The following is a 20,901-nucleotide window of genomic DNA, read 5'->3' as shown; positions in this document are numbered from 1 at the left end:
GTGTGAGTCGGCAAATTTGCGCCCTGTCGAGGCTGTCTTTTGCCGCAAAAATTCATACATTGCGGCCATGCCCAAGAGCTCCCCCAAGACATCCCCGAAGACCTCAGCCAAAGCCGACACCAAGCCCGCTGCTGCGACAGCTGCTGCCAAACCGGTTGCAGCCAAGGCGGCTGGAAAAGGCGACCATATCTTCCTGGTCGATGGTTCCGGCTACATCTTCCGCGCCTATCACGCGCTGCCGCCGCTGAACCGCAAATCCGACGGTCTGCAGGTCAATGCCGTGCTCGGCTTCTGCAACATGCTGTGGAAGCTGCTCCGCGACATGCCCGCGGACAATCGGCCGACGCATCTGGCCATCGTGTTCGACAAGTCGGAAGTGACCTTCCGCAACAAGATCTATCCCGAGTACAAGGCACACCGGCCGCCGGCACCCGATGATCTGATTCCGCAATTCGCCCTGATCCGCGAAGCCGTGCGCGCCTTCGACCTGCCCTGCCTGGAACAGACCGGCTTCGAGGCCGACGATCTCATCGCCACCTATGCGCGGCAGGCGAGCGAACGCGGCGCCACCACGACCATCGTGTCCTCCGACAAGGATCTGATGCAGCTCGTGAACGACAAGATCACGATGTACGACACCATGAAGGATCGCCGCATCGGCATCCCCGAGGTGATCGAGAAGTTCGGCGTGCCGCCGGAGAAGGTCGTCGAGGTGCAGGCGCTGGCCGGCGATTCCACCGACAACGTGCCCGGCGTGCCCGGCATCGGCATCAAGACCGCGGCGCAGCTGATCGTCGAATATGGCGACCTCGAACAGCTCCTGTTCCGCGCCACCGAGATCAAGCAGCCGAAGCGCCGCGAAGCCTTGCTCGAAAACGCCGAGAAGGCGCGCATCTCGCGGCAGCTCGTCCTGCTCGATGACAAGGTCGGTCTCGAGGTGCCGCTCGACGACCTCGCCGTCCACGAGCCCGATGCGCGCAAGCTGATCGCCTTCCTGAAGGCGATGGAATTCACCACGCTGACGCGGCGTGTCGCCGATTATTCGCAGATCGATCCTTCCAATGTCGACGCCGATCCCGGCTATGCCAGCGGCGCCAGCGTGTTCTCGCCGCTGCCGCCCTCCGATGTCGCGCCGACGCCGGGGATCGGCACGGTGCCGCAGCCCCGACCGGGCGAGCGCAACGCATCGGCTGGCAAGGAGGACAAGGCTGCGAGCCCCAAGGGCGCACCGATCTCGCTCGCCGCTGCACGCGAGGAAGCGCTGCGCAAGCTTCCGGTCGACCGAGCCAAGTATCAGGCAATCAAGTCGCTGAAGGAACTCAACGCCTTCATCGCACGCATCCATGATGCCGGCCATGTCGCGATCGAGATCAAGGCCAGTTCCATCGATCCGATGCAGGCCGATCTCTGCGGTATTGCATTGGCGCTGGCGCCGAACGAGGCCTGCTACGTCCCGCTGGCGCACAAGCAGTCCGGCGGCGGTGCCGGTCTGTTCGACGCCGGTCTCGCGCCGGATCAGGTCAAGCACGCCGACGCAATCAACGCGCTGCGTCCCGTGCTGGAATCATCAGGAATTCTCAAGATCGGTTTCGACATCAAGTTCGCTGCCGTCATGCTGACGCAGCACGGCATCACTTTGCGCAACATCGACGATGCGCTGCTGATCTCCTACGTGCTCGATGCCGGCCGCGGCTCACATGCAATCGAATCGCTTGCCGAGCGCTGGTTCGGCCATGCCATGCTGAAGGAGAACGAGCTGCTCGGCAGCGGCAAGGGCAAGATCACCTTCGACCAGGTGCCGATCGACAAGGCGGCGCCGCTGTCGGCTGAGAGCGCCGACATCGCCCTGCGGGTGTGGCGCGTGCTGAAACCGCGCCTCGTCGCAGAACACATGACGACGGTCTACGAGACGCTGGAGCGGCCGCTGGTCTCCGTGCTTGCGCGCATGGAGCGGCGTGGCATCTCGATCGACCGCCAGGTGCTGTCGCGGCTGTCAGGTGATTTCGCCCAGACCGCCGCACGCGTCGAGGCCGAGATCCAGCAGATCGCCGGCGAGCCGGTCAACGTCGGCAGCCCCAAGCAGATCGGCGACATCCTGTTCGGCAAGATGGGCTTGCCTGGAGGTACCAAGACCAAGACCGGCGCGTGGTCGACCACCGCGCAGGTGCTCGACGAGCTCGCCGAGCAGGGTCACGATTTTCCGCGCAAGATTCTGGAGTGGCGGCAGGTCTCGAAGCTGAAATCGACCTACACCGACGCGCTGCCGACCTATGTCAATCCGCAGACCCATCGCGTGCACACGACCTACGCCCTGGCCGCGACCACCACGGGCCGGCTGTCGTCGAACGAGCCGAACCTGCAGAACATTCCTGTTCGTACCGAGGACGGCCGAAAAATCCGCCGCGCCTTCATCGCGACACCAGGCCATAAGCTGGTCTCCGCGGACTATTCGCAGATCGAGCTGCGGCTGCTGGCGGAGATCGCGGACATCCCCGTGTTGAAGCAGGCGTTCCGCGACGGCCTCGACATTCACGCGATGACCGCATCGGAAATGTTCGGCGTACCGATCAAGGGCATGCCGAGCGAGATTCGCCGCCGCGCCAAGGCGATCAATTTCGGCATCATCTACGGCATCTCGGCGTTCGGCCTCGCCAACCAGCTCGGCATCGCCCGCGAGGAGGCCTCGGCCTACATCAAGAAATACTTCGAGCGCTTCCCCGGCATCCGCGCCTATATGGACGAGACGCGCGATTTCTGCCGGAGCCACGGCTACGTCACCACGCTGTTCGGCCGCAAGTGCCACTATCCTGACATCAAAGCATCCAACGCCTCGGTGCGCGCCTTCAACGAACGCGCCGCGATCAATGCGAGGCTTCAGGGCACCGCCGCGGACATCATCCGCCGCGCCATGACGCGAGTGGAGGATGCGCTTACCGAAAAGAAGCTCTCGGCACAGATGCTGCTTCAGGTGCACGACGAACTGATCTTCGAGGTACCGGATGCCGAGGTCGAGAAGACGCTTCCCGTCGTGCAGCACGTGATGCAGGACGCGCCGTTCCCGGCCGTGCTGTTGTCGGTCCCACTGCACGTCGACGCGCGTGCGGCCAAGAACTGGGACGAGGCGCACTGACGGCCACCCCATGAAGATCGCCGCCATCTCCGGCAGCCTGCGCGCAGGTTCGAGCAATACCGCGGTCTTGCGCGCAGCCGCTCGGCTCGCGCCCGCTGGCGTCGAGGTGATCCTGTTCGAGGGAATTGCGGATCTGCCTTTCTTCAATCCGGATCTCGATGGCGATGATGTGCCTGCAGCGGTCGGGGTGATGCGCCACCTGATCGGCAGCGTCGACGGCCTCCTGATCTCGAGCCCCGAATATGCCCGCGGCGTCGCAGGCGTGCTGAAGAACGCGCTCGACTGGCTCGTCGGCAGCCACGAATTTCCAGACAAGCCCGTCGCTCTGATCAACACGTCACCGCGCGCGACACACGGGCTGGCGGCCCTGACGCTGACGCTGGAGACGATGTCGGCACGGCTCGCCACGGAGGCCTGCGTGACGCTGCCGCTGCTGGGCGGCGCCTGGGACGAGCACAGCATCGCCGCCGATCCTGCCCTGGCCGAGCCTTTGCGTTTGGCAATCGAGCGTTTCGCGGCGTTCATCGGCACCGCGCAAGCTGACGTGTAGCGTCAAATGAATTGTCCTCCGTGCAATTGCGCGATGGCGGCGCCGCGCCGCGCACATTAGAACCGGTGCATCTCCTGCACCGGTTCAGCCATGCCCCACACCTCCGCCCTGCTCGGCTTTGCTCTCGTCTGCCTTGGTCTCGTGCTCACGCCAGGACCGAACATGATCTATCTGATCTCGCGCTCGATCACGCAGGGACCGGCGGCCGGCATCGTCTCGCTCGGCGGCGTCGCGCTGGGCTTTGTATTCTACATGCTGTGTGCGGCGTTCGGCATCACGGCGCTGCTGCTCGCCATCCCCTTTGCCTATGACGCGCTGCGCTTTGCCGGCGCCGGTTATCTGTTGTGGCTGGCCTGGCAGGCGGTGAAGCCGGGCGGACGCTCGCCGTTTCAGGTCAAGAAGCTCGCGATCGACAGCCCGCGCAAATTGTTCGCGATGGGCTTCGTCACCAACCTGCTCAATCCGAAGATCGCGATGCTATATCTGGCGCTGCTGCCGCAGTTCATCGATCCCGCCGCCGGTAGCGTGCTGACGCAGTCGGTGGCACTGGGCGCGATCCAGATCGCAATCAGCGTCAGCGTCAATGCGATGATCGCGCTCGCCGCCGGATCGATCGCGCTGTTCCTGGCAAGCCGGCCGAGCTGGATGCTGGTGCAGCGCTGGCTGATGGGCACCGTGCTGGCCGGGCTTGCCGTGCGGATGGCGGTGGAAGCGAAGAAGGTGTGAGATTCTTTCTTCACCCTCCCCTGGAGGGGGAGGGTCGCTGCGCATGGAGCGAAGCGGAATGCGTAGCGGGGTGGGGTGACAGTCTCTCCACCGAAGCGGTGCCCGAGTGGAGAGATCATCCCACCCCGCTCGCGCTGCGCGCGATCGACCCTCCCCCTCCAGGGGAGGGTAAAAGCGAAAATCAATCCAGCTTCGCCTCCATGCCGCGCTTCACCGCGGGGCGGGCCATCAGCGCCTCATACCAGCGCTTGACGTTGGGGAAGTCGGCGAGATCAACCTTGTGGCGAGGGTGGCGCCAGGCCCAGCCCAGGATGGCGAAATCGGCGATCGAGAGATCGCCGGCGACAAAGTCCCGGCCGTCCAGGCGACGGTCCAGCACGCCGTAAAGCCGGCGGGTCTCCGCCATGAAGCGCTTGAGCCCGTAGGCACGGTCCTGCTCGTTCTCGAGTGCAATGAAATGATGCACCTGGCCGGGCATCGGGCCGAAACCGCCCATCTGCCACATCAGCCATTCGTAGACGGGGATGCGGCCTGCGAGCGATTTCGGCAGGAATTTGCCGGTCTTTTCGCCGAGATAGAGCAGAATCGCGCCGGATTCGAAGACACTGACCGGCTTGCCGTCCGGCCCCTCGGGATCGACGATCGCGGGGATCTTGTTATTGGGGGAAAGCTTGAGGAACGCCGGCGCCATTTGCTCGCCGTTGGTGATGTTCACCGGAACCACTTTGTAGGGCAGCCCCATTTCCTCAAGGGCGACCGAGATTTTGCGGCCGTTCGGCGTGTTCCAGGTGTGCAGCTCGATGGTCATTTGCCTGTTTCCTTGCCCAGTTTCTTGCCCAGTTTCTTGCCCACGATATCGGGCCTCCACCTACTCCAGAAGGTTGTGCCGCCACAACCGGCGGACCGGGATGGCCGATCCCTGTTGACTGGGGACGCCCCCTCTGGAATGTCGCCGCTGTCGCGGATAAATTCCGCCACCTCTCAAAACCCTGTTCGAGGGACCACCGTGTCGAAATCTGCCTCCCGAGCCCGCCTGTTCGAAATCATCCGTCGCCGCTCCTTCGGCCGCGGTGAGGTGACGCTCGCGTCGGGCCGCAAGAGCGATTTCTATTTCAACCTCAAGCCGACCATGCTCGACCCCGAAGGCGCGACCCTGCTCGCCGAGCTGACCTACGAGGCGCTGAAGGACGATAATCTCGATTTCATCGGCGGCCTCGAAATGGGCGCGGTACCGCTCGCCGGCGCGCTGGCGCAGATCTCCTGGATCAAGGGCCATCCGATCGCGGCCTTCTTCGTGCGCAAGAAGCCGAAGGAGCACGGCGCCAGGCTCGCGATCGAAGGCCTGCCGAAAGGCGAAACGCTCGCCGGCAAGCGCGTCGTGATCGTCGAGGACGTCACCACGACCGGCGGCTCGGCGATGAAGGCGGTGGAATCCGTGCGCGAAACCGGCGCTGAAGTGGTGCTGGTGCTGACCATGGTCGATCGCGAGGAAGGCGCCACCGACACGTTCGGCGCGGCCGGCCTGCCGTTCCGCTCGCTGTACAAGGCCTCGGAATTCCTGAAGGCATAGCGGCCCGAGGCGCCCCCTCAACCGCTCATTTACCATCCCGCTCTATGGTGAATCATGTGCTGAGACCTGATGGTCGCGGCCGCTTCAGTAGCGTCGGGTGGAGTAAGCGTTGCGTACGATTGTATCCCATGCGCGGCGTCGCGCGATGCTTTTGGCCGCCATTCTCGCAAGCCCGCTGCTTGCCGCCCCGGCCCCGGTTTCAGCCGAAGGCCTGTTCGACTTCTTCTTCGGCGGAATGCAGCAGCGGCCTCAACGCGACGTGCCGCAGCAGGCGAACTCCTATGCCGATCCCTTCACCGGTCAGCAGAACCCGGCCGTCCAGCCGCAATATGTGCCGCCGACGCGCTCGGCGGCGGCCGGCGGCTCTGGCCCGGCGTTCTGCGTGCGCAGCTGTGACGGCAAATATTTTCCGCTGATGCGCGGCCTCGCCTCGCCGGCGCAGATGTGTCAGGCCTTCTGTCCTGCCAGCACGACCAAGGTCTATTTCGGCTCCTCGATCGACGGCGCCTATTCGCAGACCGGTGAGCGCTACGCCGACAGCGAGAACGCGTTCGCCTATCGCAAGGCGCTGCGCGCGGATTGCACCTGCAACGGCCGCGAGCCGGCCGGCCTCGCTCCGGTCGATTTGGCCCTCGACTCGTCGCTGAAGGCCGGCGACGTCATTGCCACCACTGACGGCCTGGTCGCCTATACCGGCGTCCGGCTTGGCCAGGAGCAGACCGCGGAGTTCACGCCCGTCGCTTCCTATCCCGGCCTCACCGCGCAGGTCCGCGCCCGGCTCGGCGAGATGAGGGTGGCCCCAGTTCGCGCGGACACGGTGGCGGCCGATGCGCCGTCCGCCGAGATCGTGCGCGAGACACTGCCTGACGTAACGGCACCGAAGTCGCCGGCGAAATCGGCGAAGCGGGCGGGGCTGGATTAAGGCCCTCCACGCCGTCATTGCGAGCGTAGCGAAGCAATCCAGAAATGCTTCTGCGGCGGCACTCTCGATTGCTTCGTCGCAAGAGCTCCTCGCAATGACGGAGGTCGCGGCGCTACCGCCCGATAATCACCCCGATCACATTCGGCGCGGCCAGATATTTCTCCTCGATCGCCGCGCGCGCGGCAGCGCGGTTTTCCGCCGTGAGCAGGCCGCGCTTCTCGGCGAGAATCATCCAGCAGAAGCCCCACCAGTCGGTCAGCATGCCAGTCTCGCTGACAAGGTCATAACCCTGCTCGGCCGCAAAGATCCGCGCATGCGCTTCGTCCAGCGTGTCCAGGAAGTGATGATCTGCGGCCGTGAACAGATCGTCGCTAATGTCGTCGATCGTGTAGCCCCAGATCGACTGGCACACCGCGTTGAACTCGCGATCAAACTGGTCATCGTCGACGGCATAGCGCCGCGCCGCCTGATGCAACCGCGACAGCGACCGTGCGAAATCGGCGATCCGGGTGAGAGCAAATTGATCGAAGGCAATGGTGGACATGTAGTCCTCGCAACGTCTGACAGACCCTAGATATTGTGTCGGCAATGCGCCGAATCACAATGATATATCAAAGACTTGCTAAAGTGTTCTTAATTTGTTCTGATGCTGAACAGCTGGTTGCTAAAAGCCGTCGTCCTGGCGAAAGCCAGGACCCATTACCCCGGTCAGCGTTGCTCTTGCGAGCTTGAGCCGCACCCATGAGCGCAGGCAGCTACTACGTCTATATTCTGGCGAGCCGCCATCACAATAACATCCGCGCGCGGATTGACCTGCACCGTTCGGGTCGCGGTTCCAAGTTCGTGCAGAAGTACAAGGTCTTCCGCCTTGGCATTTGCGACACCGCAGGAAGCCATTGCGCGCGAGAAGCAGCTGAAATTCTGGAAACGCGATTGGAAGATCAAGTTGATCGAGCGAGAAAATCCTGACTGGAATGATCAGTCGGGCCTCATCTGACAGTCGGGGTAATGGGTCCTGGCTTTCGCCAGGACGACAATGGGGCGACAGTTTCGCTTCGTCCAACGCCTCAATTCACCGCCGACATCAGCTTGTCCCCGCACGCACTCGCGTAGAACTTGCCGCCGCATTGGCGCTTGATGGCGGCGCAGCGTTGCGCTGGCGTTGCGTTTTGCGGGAGCGAGACGGCGCAGCTGAGGCCATCGGCGCTGCGCTTGCCGGCGGCGAAGGCGGCGCTCGAGGTGGCGATGCAGATGACGAGAAGCGCTGCGGTCGCGATTTCGATCAGCAGTCTCATCAGAGGTTTCATGGGGCGTCTCCTCCACACTGATGGCTGAATCTGCGCCCACTCTAGCACCAAATCAGCGTTCCTCCGTGCTGCTCCGGGTTCCCAAACCGGCCCATTCCTTGCATAATTTTACGCCAGCGCAGTGCACGGCCGCGCCAGCGATGGTTCCGGTGCAGGGGCAAGACGCGTAGGGTTTAGTGGTGTTTCTGTCGACCAGGAAGTGACGGCCTTGCAAGATCAATCGTTCCAGCCAAATTTCCCCGCCCCCGGTCAGCCGATCGACGAGCTCGCGCTGGCGGAGATCAAGGGCGCGATCCTGGCGAAGCTGCGCCTTGCCATCGGCAAGGACGCGGGCATGGCGACCAGGCACGACTGGTACCAGGCCGCGGCGCTGGCGCTGCGCGACCGCATCGTGCATCGCTGGCTTTCGGCCGAGAAGCGCAGCTACGACGCAGGCCGCAAGCGCGTCTATTATCTTTCGCTCGAATTCCTGATCGGCCGCCTCTTCACCGATGCGCTCAACAACATGGGCCTACTCAAGATCTTCGAGGTCGCGCTCGGCGATCTCGGTGTCTCGCTGCCCGAGCTGCGCAAATGCGAGCCGGACGCCGCGCTCGGCAATGGCGGCCTCGGGCGGCTCGCCGCCTGCTTCATGGAGAGCATGGCCACGCTGTCGATCCCCGCGATCGGCTATGGCATCCGCTACGATTACGGCCTGTTCCGCCAGATCATCAATCAGGGCTGGCAGCAGGAATATCCGGACGAGTGGCTCGGCTTCGGCAACCCCTGGGAATTGCAGCGGCCGGAAGTGATCTACGACGTCAATTTCGGCGGCGGCGTCGAGCATGTTGACGACAGAGGCCGCGACCGCGCGATCTGGCATCCGGGCGAAACGGTGCAGGCGATCGCCTATGACACGCCGATCGTCGGCTGGCGTGGCCAGCACGTCAACGCGCTGCGGCTGTGGTCGGCGCGCTCGCCCGATCCGCTCAAGCTCGACGCTTTCAACATGGGCGACTATGTCAGCGCCAGCGCCGAGCAGGCGCGCGCGGAAGCGATCTGCAAATTCCTCTACCCGAACGATGAGAGCCCGGCGGGCCGCGAACTGCGGCTGCGGCAGGAATATTTCTTCGTCTCGGCCTCGCTACAGGACCTGGTCAAACGGCATCTGTCGTCGGACGGCCAGCTCCGCAGCCTGTCGTCCAAGGTCGCGGTGCAGCTCAACGACACCCATCCGAGCCTCGCCGTCACCGAGCTGATGCGCATCCTCGTCGATCTCCACAACTTCCGCTGGGACGAGGCCTGGAAGATCACGGTCGCCACCCTCTCCTACACCAATCATACGCTGCTGCCCGAAGCGCTGGAGACCTGGCCGGTCGAGCTGTTCGAGCGACTGTTGCCGCGGCATCTCGAGATCATCTACCGTATCAACGTCCAGCATCTGGCCCTGGCTGAAGCACGCGCGCCCGGCGACATCGACTTCCGCGCCTCGGTCTCGCTGATCGACGAGAAGAGCGGACGCCGCGTCCGCATGGGCCAGCTCGCCTTCGTCGGCTCGCACCGCATCAACGGCGTCTCGGCGATGCATTCGGATTTGATGCGCGAGACCGTGTTCCACGACCTCAACCATCTCTATCCCGGCCGCATCACCAACAAGACCAACGGCATCACCTTCCGCCGCTGGCTGATGCTGGCGAACCCGAAGCTGACCGAGCTGTTGCGCGAGACCTGCGGCGATGCCGTGCTCGACGACCCGACCCTGCTCTCGCAGATCGAGGCGCGCGCCAGCGACGTCGAATTCCAGAAGAAGTTCCGCAGCGTCAAGCTGCACAACAAGACCGCGCTTGCGCGCCTGATCGGCGAGCGGCTCGGCATCAAGGTCGATCCGACCGCATTGTTCGACGTGCAGATCAAGCGCATCCACGAATACAAGCGCCAGCTGCTCAACATCATCGAGACGGTCGCGCTGTATCAGTCGATCAAGGACGATCCGGATGGCAACTGGGTGCCGCGGGTGAAGATCTTCGCGGGCAAGGCGGCGGCGAGCTACAAATACGCAAAACTGATCATCAAGCTGATCAACGACGTCGCCGAAATCGTCAACAACGATCCCGCCATCGGCGGCAAGCTGAAGGTCGTGTTCCTGCCGGACTACAATGTCAGCCTGGCGGAGGTGATCATTCCCGCCGCCGACCTGTCCGAGCAGATCTCGACCGCCGGCATGGAGGCCTCCGGCACCGGCAACATGAAGCTGGCACTCAACGGCGCCATCACCATCGGTACGCTCGACGGCGCCAATATCGAGATCCGCGACCAGGTCGGCGCGGAGAACATCGCGATCTTCGGCATGGAGGCCGGCGATGTGATGATCCGGCGCAAGCAGGGCTTAGATGCCTCCGACGTGATCCGCAATTCACCGAAGCTCCAGCGCGCCATCAACGCGATCGGCGTCGGCGAGTTCTCGCCCGGCGATCCCGGCCGCTTCGAATCGATCGCGCATGCGCTGCGCTATCTCGATCATTATATGGTCAGCGCCGATTTCGATTCCTATTACGAGGCGCAGCGCGCGGTCGATGCGCGCTGGCTGGTCGCGCCGGCCTGGACGAGAGCCTCCATCCTCAACGTCGCGCGCATGGCGTGGTTCTCGTCCGACCGCACCATCCGCGAATATGCCGAGGAAATCTGGAACGTGCCGGTGAACCCGATCACGCCTCCGTTCCAGGAGGCCGAGAAGCTGCGCGACACGGCGAGCTGATTTTTCCGCAGCATGAGATCCCTACCCCAGAGGTAATTGCACAAGCCGGCGGCGGATGTGATATGACGTCCGTCATTGAACGCCGGACATGACAATGCACGCCAAGCTCGCGCATCCCTTCGACGACGCCACCCGTATCACCGCCGGCGACTCGCGTTGGCAGGGACACACCAGCGACGATTACTGGGCCTTCGTCGGTCCATTCGGGGGCGCGACTGCCGCGACCATCCTCCGCGCGCTGATCGAGCATCCGCAAGCCTCCGGCGATCCGCTGGCGCTGACCGTCAATTACTGCGCGCCGATCGCCAAGGGTCCGTTCGATCTCGACATCCGCCTGGTGAAGGCCAACCGATCCAGCCAGCACTGGAGCGTCGAACTCAGCCAAGGCGGCGGCGAGGTCGCAACGCTTGCCACCGCCGTGTTCGCCGAGCGGCGGCCATCCTGGGAGCATCGAGCGGCAAAAGCGCCGGATGCAAAGCCATTCGAAGAGACGCTGCCATTCCCGAAGATCAAGGCGTCCTGGGCCAACCAGTATGAATTCCGCTTCGTCGAGGGCGAGATGCGGATCGGGCGGCCGCAGGCCGCACTCGCCAGCACCTATTCAAAACTCTGGATCAGCGATCGCGAACCGCGCAAGCTCGACATGCTGTCGCTGATGTCGATGTCGGACGCCTTCTTTGGCCGCATCTTCCACGTCCGGCGCGAGCTGGTGCCGTTCGGCACGGTGTCGCTGACCACCTATTTCCACACCGACGGTGAGGAACTCGCGGCTGAAGACATCACCCGCGTGCTGGCGACGGCCGATTCGAAAATCATGCACAAGAGCTACGCCGACCAGAACGCCGAGCTGTGGTCGCCGAACGGCAGACTGCTCGCGACGACGACGCAGATCGCGTATTTCAAGGCGTAGGTGCAACTGTCTCGACGCCGTCCCGGCGCAGGCCGGGACCCATAACCATAGGGCGTCGTTTGGCGAAGACTTGCAGTGATCTCTTCTTCACCGGTACGTGCACTACGCGCCCTCGATAGATCACGCGGTATGGGTCCCGGCCTTCGCCGGGACGACACCGAGAATGTGGTTCGCGCACATGGCCACAAACAAAAGGGCAGCCTTGCGGCCGCCCTTTTGCATTCCAAGCGATTTGGAAATTACTCCGCCGCGAGCTTCACGTCCGGCGCCGCCGCACGCACCTCTGCATCCACCTGGGCCTCGAACTTGGCGAAGTTCTTCTGGAACATGCCGACCAGACCACGTGCGGTCTTGTCGAACTCGTCCTTGTCCTTCCAGGTATTGACCGGATTGAGGATCTCGCTCGGCACGCCCGGCAGCGCGGTCGGGACCGCGAAGCCGAAATATTTGTCGGTGCGGAATTCGACATTGCGCAAGCTTCCGTCGAGCGCAGCGGTGAGCAAGGCGCGCGTCACCTTGATCGGCATGCGCGAGCCGACGCCGTACTTGCCGCCGGTCCAGCCGGTGTTGACCAGCCAGCAGTCGACATTGTGCTGGGCAATGAGGTCGCGCAGCATGTTGCCGTAGACGCTCGGGTCGAGCGGCAGAAACGGCGAGCCGAAGCAGGTCGAGAATTCTGGCTGCGGCTCATTGCCGAGCCCGCGCTCGGTGCCGGCGACCTTGGCGGTGTAGCCGGAGAGGAAGTGATACATCGCCTGCGCCGGCGACAGCTTGGCGATCGGCGGCAGCACGCCGAAGGCGTCGGCGGCGAGCATCACCACGTTCTTCGGCTGCGGCGCGCGGCCGCTGCGCGAAGCGTTCGGGATGAAATCGAGCGGATAGGCCGAGCGCGTGTTCTCGGTCTTGGAGCCGTCGTCAAAGTCGACGATGCGGGTGTCTTCGTCGAGCACGCAATTCTCCAGCACCGCGCCGAAGCGGGTCGAGGCGGCATAGATCTGCGGCTCGGCCTCCTGCGACAGCTTGATGCACTTGGCATAGCAGCCGCCTTCGAAATTGAACACGCCGTTCGGACCCCAGCCGTGCTCATCGTCGCCGATCAGGGTGCGATTCGGATCGGCCGACAGCGTGGTCTTGCCGGTGCCCGACAGTCCGAAGAAGATCGCGGTGTCACCCTTGGCGCCGACATTGGCCGAGCAATGCATCGGCATCACGCCGCGCTCGGGCAGATAGTAGTTGAGCGTGGTGAAGACCGACTTCTTCATCTCGCCGGCGTAGTAGGAGCCGCCGATCAGCACGATCTTGCGGGCGAAGTCGATCGCGACGACGTTCTCCGACTTGCAGCCATGGCGCTTCGGATCGGCGCGGAAGCTCGGCATGTCGATGATGGTGAGCTCGGGCACGAAGGTCGACAGCTCGATCGCCTCGGGGCGAATCAGCAGTGTGCGGATGAACAGCGAGTGCCAGGCCAGCTCGGTGAAGACGCGGGTCTTGATCCGGTAGGCCGGATCGGCGCCGCCATAGAGGTCCTGTGCGAACAGGCTCTTGCCTTCGGCGTGCTTGAGGAAGTCCTGATACAGAGTTTCGAACTGCTCGGAGGTGATCGACTGGTTGCCGGCCCACCACATCTTCTTGTCGGTGGTGGCGTCACGCACCGTGAACTTGTCTTTCGGACTGCGGCCCGTGAACTCGCCCGTGTCGGCGCAGAGTGCGCCGTCGGCGGACAGCACCGCCTCGCCCGCAGCGAGCGAGTATTGATAGAGCTGCGGCGCGCCGAGGTTCCAGTGAACCTGTTTGAGATTCTTTAAGCCGAATTTGTCGGCGCCGAAGGCACCGTTGCGCACGCCCGTCTCTTTCACGAAAAATCCTCCTAGAACCCGCGACACACAGTGCGACCTAGCTCAGTCGCCATCGCGGTCACCGTGAATTATAGGCCGTCCGGCCTCGGCTGGACGACCTAATAATGGTGAACGCTGGCGTTGCCAAGCTGATCCCGCAGGAATTGGTTTATTCAAGGACCGCGCCAAACGTCGCGCATGTCAGCCTTGAGCGGCTTGATACAAAAATCACGAATGATCGCGCAACCAAATGCCTGTTTCAGCGTTACCGAGTGTTTTGCGACGCACAAATGTTGCGCCGCTTTATCGTCGCGCGCCTTCGCCAATGAGCGCGAACGGTCCCCACATTGCAGGGTAGGCGTTGCGGGGCGACGACGGGTCATCAACATACGCTAGCATCGCGCGACGCAGAGCTTCGGCTCTGCCGATGTTTGGTTCGTTTTTGAGCAGATCGAAAGTCGAAGTGGTCAAGCGTGTGGCAGCGTCGGAATCCACCGCCCAATGCGAGACCAGCAGCGCCCGAGCCCCAGCATAGAAGAAGGCGCGCGCAAGTCCCGACAAGGCCTCGGCGCCAGGCTTGTCGCCGGCGATCGTGTTGCAGGCCGACAGCACGACCCAATCTGCATTGAGCTTGAGCTGCGCGACCTCGCTCGCCGTGAGCAAACCGTCGTCGAGCTCCGAGGGCTGGTCGGGAATGGACAGCGCGAGCGAGGGCTCGCCCACACCCTTGATATCGCCGGCGACGAGACCGTGGGTCGCAAAGTAAACGATACTGTATTGAGCAAGCGGTGCACGCTTGAGCGTCGCCTCGCTGGCGTCGCGGCCGAGATGGATGTCACCCTCGGCAGCACCGACATCTTTCGCCACGGCGTTCAACTCGTCCGCCGTATCCGGAAGCTGCGGCAACGCCTGCGCAAGCCGCGCGCGATCGACGCCTGCGCCGCGCCAGAAGTCGGTATAGGCAATCGTCGCGATGCTGCGTGAAGCAACCTTGCCGCCTGCGGCGCGACGGTCGGAAGCACCGCCCTCGGCGGGATTGAATACGGGATCGCCAAAGCCGGTCATCGGCTTGACGCCCTCGTCCTTGCGCGCAAAGGCGCGCAGCGATTTCAGGCTGACCACCGACGGCAGCACCGAGACAGCCTGGCGCCGCAGCAGCCAGGCGGCGCTGCGATAGCCCTCGAGCGTATCAGGGATCGCAGCTTGCGGCGGCTCCGTGACGAGCAGATGAAACGGCAGTGCGGTCAGCGCGCCTGACGGCACCAAGAGAAGGCTGCGCTTGTCCTTGGTCAGCGCCTCGACCGGCCCGAGCAGCGTGACATAGAGCTCATTGGCGAGAGCGAGGTCGAACAGACCCGATTTGCCGGAGCCATCGCGCACCCTGCCGACATCGAGACCTCTGCGGAAAGACGTGACCTTCTGTGCCAGCGCGTCCGCGCCAAGCGGGATTTCCTTCCAGACGGCGCTCTCCCGCGTGATCGCGATGACATAGCTGCGCTTGTCGACGACGGAATAGAGCACCATCGCTTCATCGGCCGACAGCAGCGGCTGGACGTCATTGACCGTCAGCGGCAGCGGATTGGAGAGCGAGGCGTAGTCGGGAAATTCGACCGCGAGCGTCTTCTGCAAGCCGGTGCGCTCGTTTGCAATGGCTGCGATCCGTGCGCGACTGCGCTGCTCGGAGCCGACGTTGCGTTGCGCCGATGATTTCGACACGGCCGTGATGATCGCCTTGTCGAGCGCCTCGGATTCGGCCGCAAGATCCTGGTCCTTGCGCACCAGCTCGGCGAGCCGGTCGCTGCCGGCAGCAAGCCGCACCGCGAGCTTGTTCACGGCCGATGCGGCGGAGGATTGCGTGCCGCGCTGGATCGCAGCGAGCGCCTGGTCCAGCGCCTTGTCATCAGGCAGCAGCGATTGCTGGCGCGCCGCATACAGGATCGGCAGCACCACACGCAGCTGCGCGCGATTGTTCGCAAGCGTCTTTTCGGCAAGCGGCAACGCGTCCGCGGTTCGTCCCGACACATAGAGGAAATAAGCGAGATTGCTGGTCGATGTCGCGACGTCGGGATGATCAGGCCCAAGCGCACGTTCGCGGATGGCGAGCGCGCGGCGATACAGCGGCTCGGCATCGGCATAGCGCTGCTGGTGCTCGTAGAGGCCGGCGAGATTGTTGAGGGACCGCGCGACATCGGGATGATCGGGTCCCAGCACCTTTTCACGGATCGCAAGCGAGCGCTTGATCGGCGCTTCGGCATCGCCGTCGCGGTTGAGGTCACGACAGAGCTGGCCGAGATTGTTCAGCAGCGTCGCGACCGCCGGGTGCTCGGGACCGCCGACCTTCTGGAAGATCGCAAGCGCGCGCTGGAACAGCGGCTCGGCCTCCGCGAAATGCTCCTGCTTCACATAGAGCGTCGCGAGATTGTTCAGGGACTGGCCGACATCGGGATGCTCGCGCGACAGCGCCTTTTCGCGGACGGCCAGCGCACGCTTGAACAGCGGTTCGGCCTCGGTGAAACGGCCCTGCCGCTGATCGAGCGCGGCGAGGTTGTTCAGCACGGGCGCGATCTCGACGCTGTCGAGGCCGGTCCCCTTCTCCATCAGCGCGATGGCGCGCTTGTAGACCGGTTCGGCCTGATCGTCGTGTCCCTGGTCGGCATAGATCTGCGCGAGGTTGTTGAGCGCGGCGGCAAGATCGCGGTTGTTGCCGGTGTTCTCGAGTGAGGCCACCATGGCCTGCGCCAAAGGCAGCGCTTCCGCATATTTCCCGGCTGTTCTGAGCCCATTGATCCGCGCACTCTGGGCCGCGAGATCGCCCTTCTGGGCAAAGCCGGGCGTGACAAGCGATGCGGTGATCGCGAGCGCCAGGCCTGCGACCCATGCCGAACGACGATTTGTCATGAACCCTCGCTGCCAACCTCACCGAACATGAGCTTGGGTCGCAGCGATGGGGGGCAGCGTTCAATGTGCCCAGTCCGTCTCTTCTAGTCCGGCTTGGCGCGCGCTTCGCCCGCCAGGCGGACCAGCATTTTGCGCAGTGACATGCCATCGGTGACCCGCTCCGGAAAAACCAGTCGCAGCGCAGTCTGGCCATCCTGCATGTCGAGGCCTTCAGGATCGCAGCCGGTGCAGCGCCAGTCGCCCGCGGCCGCCCCCAGAAGCTTCGTTGCGTAAAGACCCATGGCGTCGCGATGATCGGCATTCATATGCTCGACCGCCCCCTCCTCCGCCGCCAGCAGGTCCTCCGCGCCAGCAAGGTCCGTCAGGAACTGCTCCGGCCTGAGATCGATGATTCGGCCAAAGCCAGCCACCAGATGGGTTCCCGTTGGCCGGATCCGAAAAAAAGAAAAGTCCTTGAACGAGACAAAGGCCGCCGCCGACGGGTGGGCATTGAGATACCGCCACTGGAGCAGATCTTTCTCGTCTTCGGCCAGTTCGGCCCGGCCGGACAGCATGATCCGGGCGCCTTCCAGGGGGTCTCCCGCGGCGCGCTCGTCCAGCATCAGGGAGACCCGACTGTCTGCGAGGATATTCTTGGTATGAACAGCCAATCGCGAGATCAACAGGATCGGCGAACCGTCGGGATGGCTGGCCAGATTGACCAGGGAACAATAGGGGGCGCCACTATCAGGCATCAGGGTTGCGAGCGCCCCCTGCCGCGACCGCCTGAGCAGCGATTTGGCCAGCTTCTGGGGGGTAAAATCGGGGGTCGGTTGCATGGGCTTTCTCGGTTCGGGTGGTTGCAAGGCGGGCCTTTTTTCGGGTAAACCCGAGCCCGGTTATGGGTCGACATGCGGCGAATCCGCCGTGTTTCGTGGAACTTGGTCACACTTCAGCCCTGCTTGCATTGCTCGGTGACAAGGTTCGAACGCCAAATTCGGCACCCATGTATGCGGCGCATCACTGGATTGCTCGCCGTTTAAGCCACGACCCAAACGGAAAGCAGAAAGCAGAGAGGCTCATGCCCACAATCGCTTTGGTCGACGACGACCGCAACATTCTCACATCCGTCTCGATCGCGCTGGAAGCCGAAGGCTATCGCATCATGACTTATACCGACGGCGCCTCCGCGCTGGACGGTTTTCGCACCACCCAGCCTGATCTCGCCATCCTCGACATTAAGATGCCGCGCATGGACGGCATGGAGACGCTGCGCCGGCTCCGCCAGAAGTCCGACCTGCCGGTGATCTTCCTGACCTCCAAGGACGAAGAGATCGACGAGCTGTTCGGCCTCAAGATGGGCGCCGACGACTTTATCCGCAAACCGTTCTCGCAACGTCTCCTGGTCGAACGCGTCAAGGCGGTGCTGCGCCGCTCGGCGCCGAAGGATCCGACCGTCGCGCCGAAAGAGAACGACGCCAAGGCGCTCGATCGCGGCCTACTGCGCATGGATCCGGAACGGCATACCTGCACCTGGAAGAACGAGCCGGTGACGCTGACCGTCACCGAATTCCTGATCCTGCAGGCGCTGGCGACCCGGCCCGGCGTGGTCAAGAGCCGCAACGCGCTGATGGATGCCGCCTATGACGACCAGGTCTATGTCGACGACCGCACCATCGACAGCCACATCAAGCGGCTGCGCAAGAAGTTCAAGGTGGTCGACAACGAGTTCGAGATGATCGAGACGCTCTACGGCGTCGGCTACCGCTTCAAGGAAGCCTGAGGCGCACGCGCCTTCACGACAGATGAGGGCTGCGCCGGTTCTGATTCCATCAGAACCGGGCATGCTCTAGGATGCGGGGACCGTCGCAACGAGCTGTCCTAACGCGGGCGTGAGCATTGCTTGACCGAACGCAGCCTGATCCGAGTTCGAACGCCGAGGAGATCTTATCCCACGGCGCCCCGGACCATGAGGACAAGCCGGTTGCGAAAGGCTGGGGGCCGCTGAACTGGCTCAAGCGCGCCGGCCAGTTCTTCTTCGCGCTGTCATTCTCGAGCCTGACCCGCCGCATCGTCTCGCTCAACCTTGCCGGCCTCGTCGCGCTGGTCGCGAGCATCCTCTATCTGTCGCAGTTCCGCGCCGGCCTGATCGACGCGCGTGCACAGAGCCTGCTGGTGCAGGCCGAGATCATCGCCGGCGCCATCGGCGCATCGGCGACGGTGCAGACCAACGCGATCACCGTCGATCCCGAGCGGCTGCTCGACCTGAAGCTGGGCGAGAGCTACGGCGGGATGGATGATTCGCTGGATTTTCCGATCAATCCCGAGCGCGTTGCGCCGGTGTTGAGCACGCTGATCTCGCCGACCAAGACCCGTGCGCGGATTTTCGATCCCAACGGGAGCGTGCTGCTCGACAGCCGTGATCTCGATAGCGTGCGGGGCTTTCCGCTGCCGCCGCTGTCCCAAAAGCCGGGCCTCGTCGAACGCATGATGGTCCCGGTGCGGACCTATCTGAACCGCGGCGACCTGCCGCTCTATCGCGAACTCGGGCGCGAGAACGGCAAGGGCTATGTCGAGGTGGCCGATGCGCTCCAAGGCCAGAAGCGCTCGATGGTGCGGATTGATACGCGCGGCGAGGTGATCGTCTCGGTGGCGGTCCCCGTGCAGCGTGCGCGTGCCATCCACGGCGCATTGATGCTGTCGACCCAGGGCGACGAAATCGACCAGATGGTCACGGCCGAGCGTCTGGCGATCCTCAAGGTCGGCGGCGTCGCGGCCGCCGTCATGATCATGCTGTCGCTGCTGCTTGCGAGCACCATCGCTGGCCCGGTGCGCCGGCTTGCCGACAGCGCCGAGCGGGTCCGGCGCCGCATCAAGACCCGCGTCGAGATCCCCGACTTCACCCGCCGCCGCGACGAGATCGGCCATCTCTCCGGCGCGCTGCGCGACATGACCAGTGCGCTCTACAAGCGGATCGAGGCGATCGAGATGTTCGCTGCCGACGTCGCCCACGAGCTGAAAAACCCGCTGACCTCGCTGCGCTCCGCGGTCGAGACGATGCCGCTGGCGCGCAACGAGAACAGCCGCGCCCGCCTGCTCGAGGTGATCGAGCATGACGTCAAGCGGCTCGACCGGCTGATCTCGGACATTTCCGACGCAAGCCGCCTCGACGCCGAATTGCAGCGGCAGGATGCGATCCCGGTCGATCTCAGGCGCCTGCTCGGCACGCTGGTCGCCGTCGCCAATGAAACCAAGCTTGGCCACGACGTCGCCGTCGAGGCGCGCTTCGAGGGCCGCGGCCCGACCGACACGTTCTCGGTCAGCGGTCATGATTCGCGGCTCGGGCAGGTGGTCTCCAACCTGCTCTCCAACGCGCAGTCGTTTTCGGAAGCAGGCAGCAAGGTGCGGCTGATCTGCCGCCGTGTTCGCGGCGAGATCGAGATCGTGGTCGACGACGACGGCCCCGGCATTCGCGACGACGCGCTGGAGCGCATCTTCGAGCGCTTCTACACCGACCGGCCGCATCAGGGCTTTGGCCAGAATTCCGGCCTTGGGCTCTCGATCTCCAAGCAGATCGTGGACGCCCATGGCGGACGCATCTGGGCCGAGAACCGCGCCGGCCCCGCGGACGAAGACGGGGCGCCGACGGTCGCGGGCGCACGCTTTGTGGTGAGGCTGCCGGCGCTATGAGCCAAGGCAGTCTGAACGACGGCGGGCCGAGCGTTCACGCCTCCGCGGTCAAGGTCGGGTCCCTGGGGGTGCTGATCCGCGGGCCTTCGGGCGCCGGCAAGTCGCGGCTTGCCTTCGATTTGATCATCGCGGGCCGGTCAGGGGTGGTCGACAGCGCCGTTCTGGTCGGCGACGACCGTGTCCATCTGGCGACACTCGGCCATGAAATTGTGGTTCGCCCAGCTCCCGCCCTGGCGGGACTAATCGAGATTCGCGGGCTTGGAATCCGCCGATGCGACTTCGTGGAGCATGCGGCGGTCGGCCTCGTGGTCGATCTGGACGCCGACGACGCCGAACGCCTGCCGGCGCCGGAATCGCTGAAAACAGCCATTTTTGGTGTCGAAATACCGCGAATCCCCGTCGGCCGGGGCCATTCGCCGCTCCCATTGGTTGTCGCGGCCTTGACCACTACCAAGAGTTAACCTTCCCCTAACCCTTCGGCCGATTGTTTGAAGGGAAATGGTAACCATATGAACCCCACACTCGCGACCGAATAGACCGGCGCAGCTCCCCTCATCCATCCGTCTAGATTCAGGGAGATACGCAACATCCCCTCTTGCGCGGGGGCTCTGGATGGTCAAAGTGGCGCGTTCGTGCGGTGCACCAAAAGC

Annotated in this window: 17 protein-coding genes and 1 pseudogene; 12 read left to right on the top strand and 6 right to left on the bottom strand. The window is 63.9% G+C overall.

What is annotated here, in order from left to right; all coding sequences use genetic code 11:
• Positions 1-67: 67 nt before the first annotated feature.
• The 3 genes from polA (at position 68) to XH89_RS03885 (ending at position 4,406) form a co-directional block, all read left to right on the top strand.
• On the top strand, positions 68-3,130 hold the full coding sequence (polA, locus tag XH89_RS03895; protein ID WP_194465815.1) for a DNA polymerase I: 3,063 nt from the start codon (positions 68-70) through the stop codon (positions 3,128-3,130).
• Between the two features lie 10 nt (positions 3,131-3,140).
• A complete protein-coding gene (locus XH89_RS03890; protein WP_194465814.1) occupies positions 3,141-3,680 on the top strand; it encodes an NADPH-dependent FMN reductase in 540 nt (179 codons plus the stop codon).
• Between the two features lie 90 nt (positions 3,681-3,770).
• Positions 3,771-4,406 carry a LysE family translocator gene (locus XH89_RS03885; protein WP_194465813.1) on the top strand — a complete coding sequence of 212 codons (636 nt, stop codon included), beginning with the start codon at positions 3,771-3,773 and terminating at the stop codon, positions 4,404-4,406.
• Between the two features lie 181 nt (positions 4,407-4,587).
• Here XH89_RS03885 and XH89_RS03880 read toward each other — a convergent pair whose 3' ends face one another.
• Entirely contained in the window at positions 4,588-5,214 is a 627-nt protein-coding gene (locus XH89_RS03880; protein WP_194465812.1) for a glutathione S-transferase family protein, read from the bottom strand.
• A 198-nt stretch (positions 5,215-5,412) separates the two neighbouring features.
• Between XH89_RS03880 and pyrE the strand changes: the two genes are divergently transcribed.
• A complete protein-coding gene (gene pyrE / locus XH89_RS03875; RefSeq protein WP_092292810.1) occupies positions 5,413-5,976 on the top strand; it encodes an orotate phosphoribosyltransferase in 564 nt (187 codons plus the stop codon).
• 145 nt (positions 5,977-6,121) lie between these two features.
• Positions 6,122-6,898 (top strand): DUF2865 domain-containing protein, encoded by a 777-nt coding sequence (locus XH89_RS03870; RefSeq protein ID WP_194468361.1) that lies wholly within the window; start codon positions 6,122-6,124, stop codon positions 6,896-6,898.
• Between the two features lie 112 nt (positions 6,899-7,010).
• Here the strand turns inward: XH89_RS03870 and XH89_RS03865 are convergent, their stop codons facing one another.
• Entirely contained in the window at positions 7,011-7,442 is a 432-nt protein-coding gene (locus tag XH89_RS03865; protein WP_194465811.1) for a hypothetical protein, read from the bottom strand.
• A 197-nt stretch (positions 7,443-7,639) separates the two neighbouring features.
• Here XH89_RS03865 and XH89_RS03860 point away from each other — a divergent pair.
• Positions 7,640-7,895: pseudogene (locus tag XH89_RS03860) on the top strand (GIY-YIG nuclease family protein).
• 70 nt (positions 7,896-7,965) lie between these two features.
• On the opposite strand, the gene XH89_RS03855 reads toward XH89_RS03860, so the two are convergent.
• Positions 7,966-8,205 (bottom strand): hypothetical protein, encoded by a 240-nt coding sequence (locus tag XH89_RS03855; RefSeq protein WP_194465810.1) that lies wholly within the window; start codon positions 8,203-8,205, stop codon positions 7,966-7,968.
• Positions 8,206-8,413: 208 nt separating this feature from the next.
• Between XH89_RS03855 and XH89_RS03850 the strand changes: the two genes are divergently transcribed.
• Positions 8,414-10,939, top strand: a complete 2,526-nt coding sequence (locus XH89_RS03850) for a glycogen/starch/alpha-glucan phosphorylase (protein ID WP_194465809.1) — start codon at positions 8,414-8,416, stop codon at positions 10,937-10,939.
• A gap of 94 nt (positions 10,940-11,033) precedes the next feature.
• On the top strand, positions 11,034-11,849 hold the full coding sequence (locus tag XH89_RS03845; protein WP_194465808.1) for an acyl-CoA thioesterase II: 816 nt from the start codon (positions 11,034-11,036) through the stop codon (positions 11,847-11,849).
• 239 nt (positions 11,850-12,088) lie between these two features.
• On the opposite strand, the gene XH89_RS03840 is transcribed toward XH89_RS03845, so the two are convergent.
• Positions 12,089-13,705: a phosphoenolpyruvate carboxykinase gene (locus XH89_RS03840; protein WP_194465807.1), complete on the bottom strand. Its 1,617-nt coding sequence runs from the start codon at positions 13,703-13,705 to the stop codon at positions 12,089-12,091.
• A gap of 104 nt (positions 13,706-13,809) precedes the next feature.
• On the opposite strand from XH89_RS03840, the gene XH89_RS03835 reads away from it, so the two are divergent.
• Positions 13,810-14,013 carry a hypothetical protein gene (locus XH89_RS03835; protein WP_194465806.1) on the top strand — a complete coding sequence of 68 codons (204 nt, stop codon included), beginning with the start codon at positions 13,810-13,812 and terminating at the stop codon, positions 14,011-14,013.
• On the opposite strand, the gene XH89_RS03830 is transcribed toward XH89_RS03835, so the two are convergent.
• Together XH89_RS03830 and XH89_RS03825 are read right to left on the bottom strand one after the other, a co-directional pair.
• Positions 13,988-16,582 carry a CHAT domain-containing tetratricopeptide repeat protein gene (locus XH89_RS03830; RefSeq protein WP_194465805.1) on the bottom strand — a complete coding sequence of 865 codons (2,595 nt, stop codon included), beginning with the start codon at positions 16,580-16,582 and terminating at the stop codon, positions 13,988-13,990. The two genes, XH89_RS03835 and XH89_RS03830, sit on opposite strands and share 26 nt — an antisense overlap.
• Before the next feature lie 83 nt (positions 16,583-16,665).
• Complete coding sequence (locus tag XH89_RS03825) at positions 16,666-17,400, bottom strand: HugZ family protein (protein ID WP_194465804.1); 735 nt, start codon at positions 17,398-17,400, stop codon at positions 16,666-16,668.
• Between the two features lie 242 nt (positions 17,401-17,642).
• Between XH89_RS03825 and XH89_RS03820 the strand changes: the two genes are divergently transcribed.
• From XH89_RS03820 to XH89_RS03810, 3 genes are all read left to right on the top strand, one after another.
• Positions 17,643-18,344, top strand: coding sequence for a response regulator transcription factor (locus tag XH89_RS03820; protein ID WP_008542552.1), 702 nt, complete (start codon positions 17,643-17,645; stop codon positions 18,342-18,344).
• 116 nt (positions 18,345-18,460) lie between these two features.
• Positions 18,461-20,251: a sensor histidine kinase gene (locus XH89_RS03815; protein ID WP_194465803.1), complete on the top strand. Its 1,791-nt coding sequence runs from the start codon at positions 18,461-18,463 to the stop codon at positions 20,249-20,251.
• Complete coding sequence (locus XH89_RS03810; protein ID WP_246767730.1) at positions 20,248-20,712, top strand: HPr kinase/phosphorylase; 465 nt, start codon at positions 20,248-20,250, stop codon at positions 20,710-20,712. The genes XH89_RS03815 and XH89_RS03810 overlap by 4 nt, the downstream gene beginning before the upstream one ends.
• Positions 20,713-20,901 lie beyond the last annotated feature (189 nt).

This window comes from Bradyrhizobium sp. CCBAU 53340, from assembly GCF_015291645.1.
In the GTDB taxonomy this organism is placed as follows: Bacteria; Pseudomonadota; Alphaproteobacteria; order Rhizobiales; family Xanthobacteraceae; genus Bradyrhizobium.
This window is presented reverse-complemented; position numbering and strand designations above follow the sequence as displayed.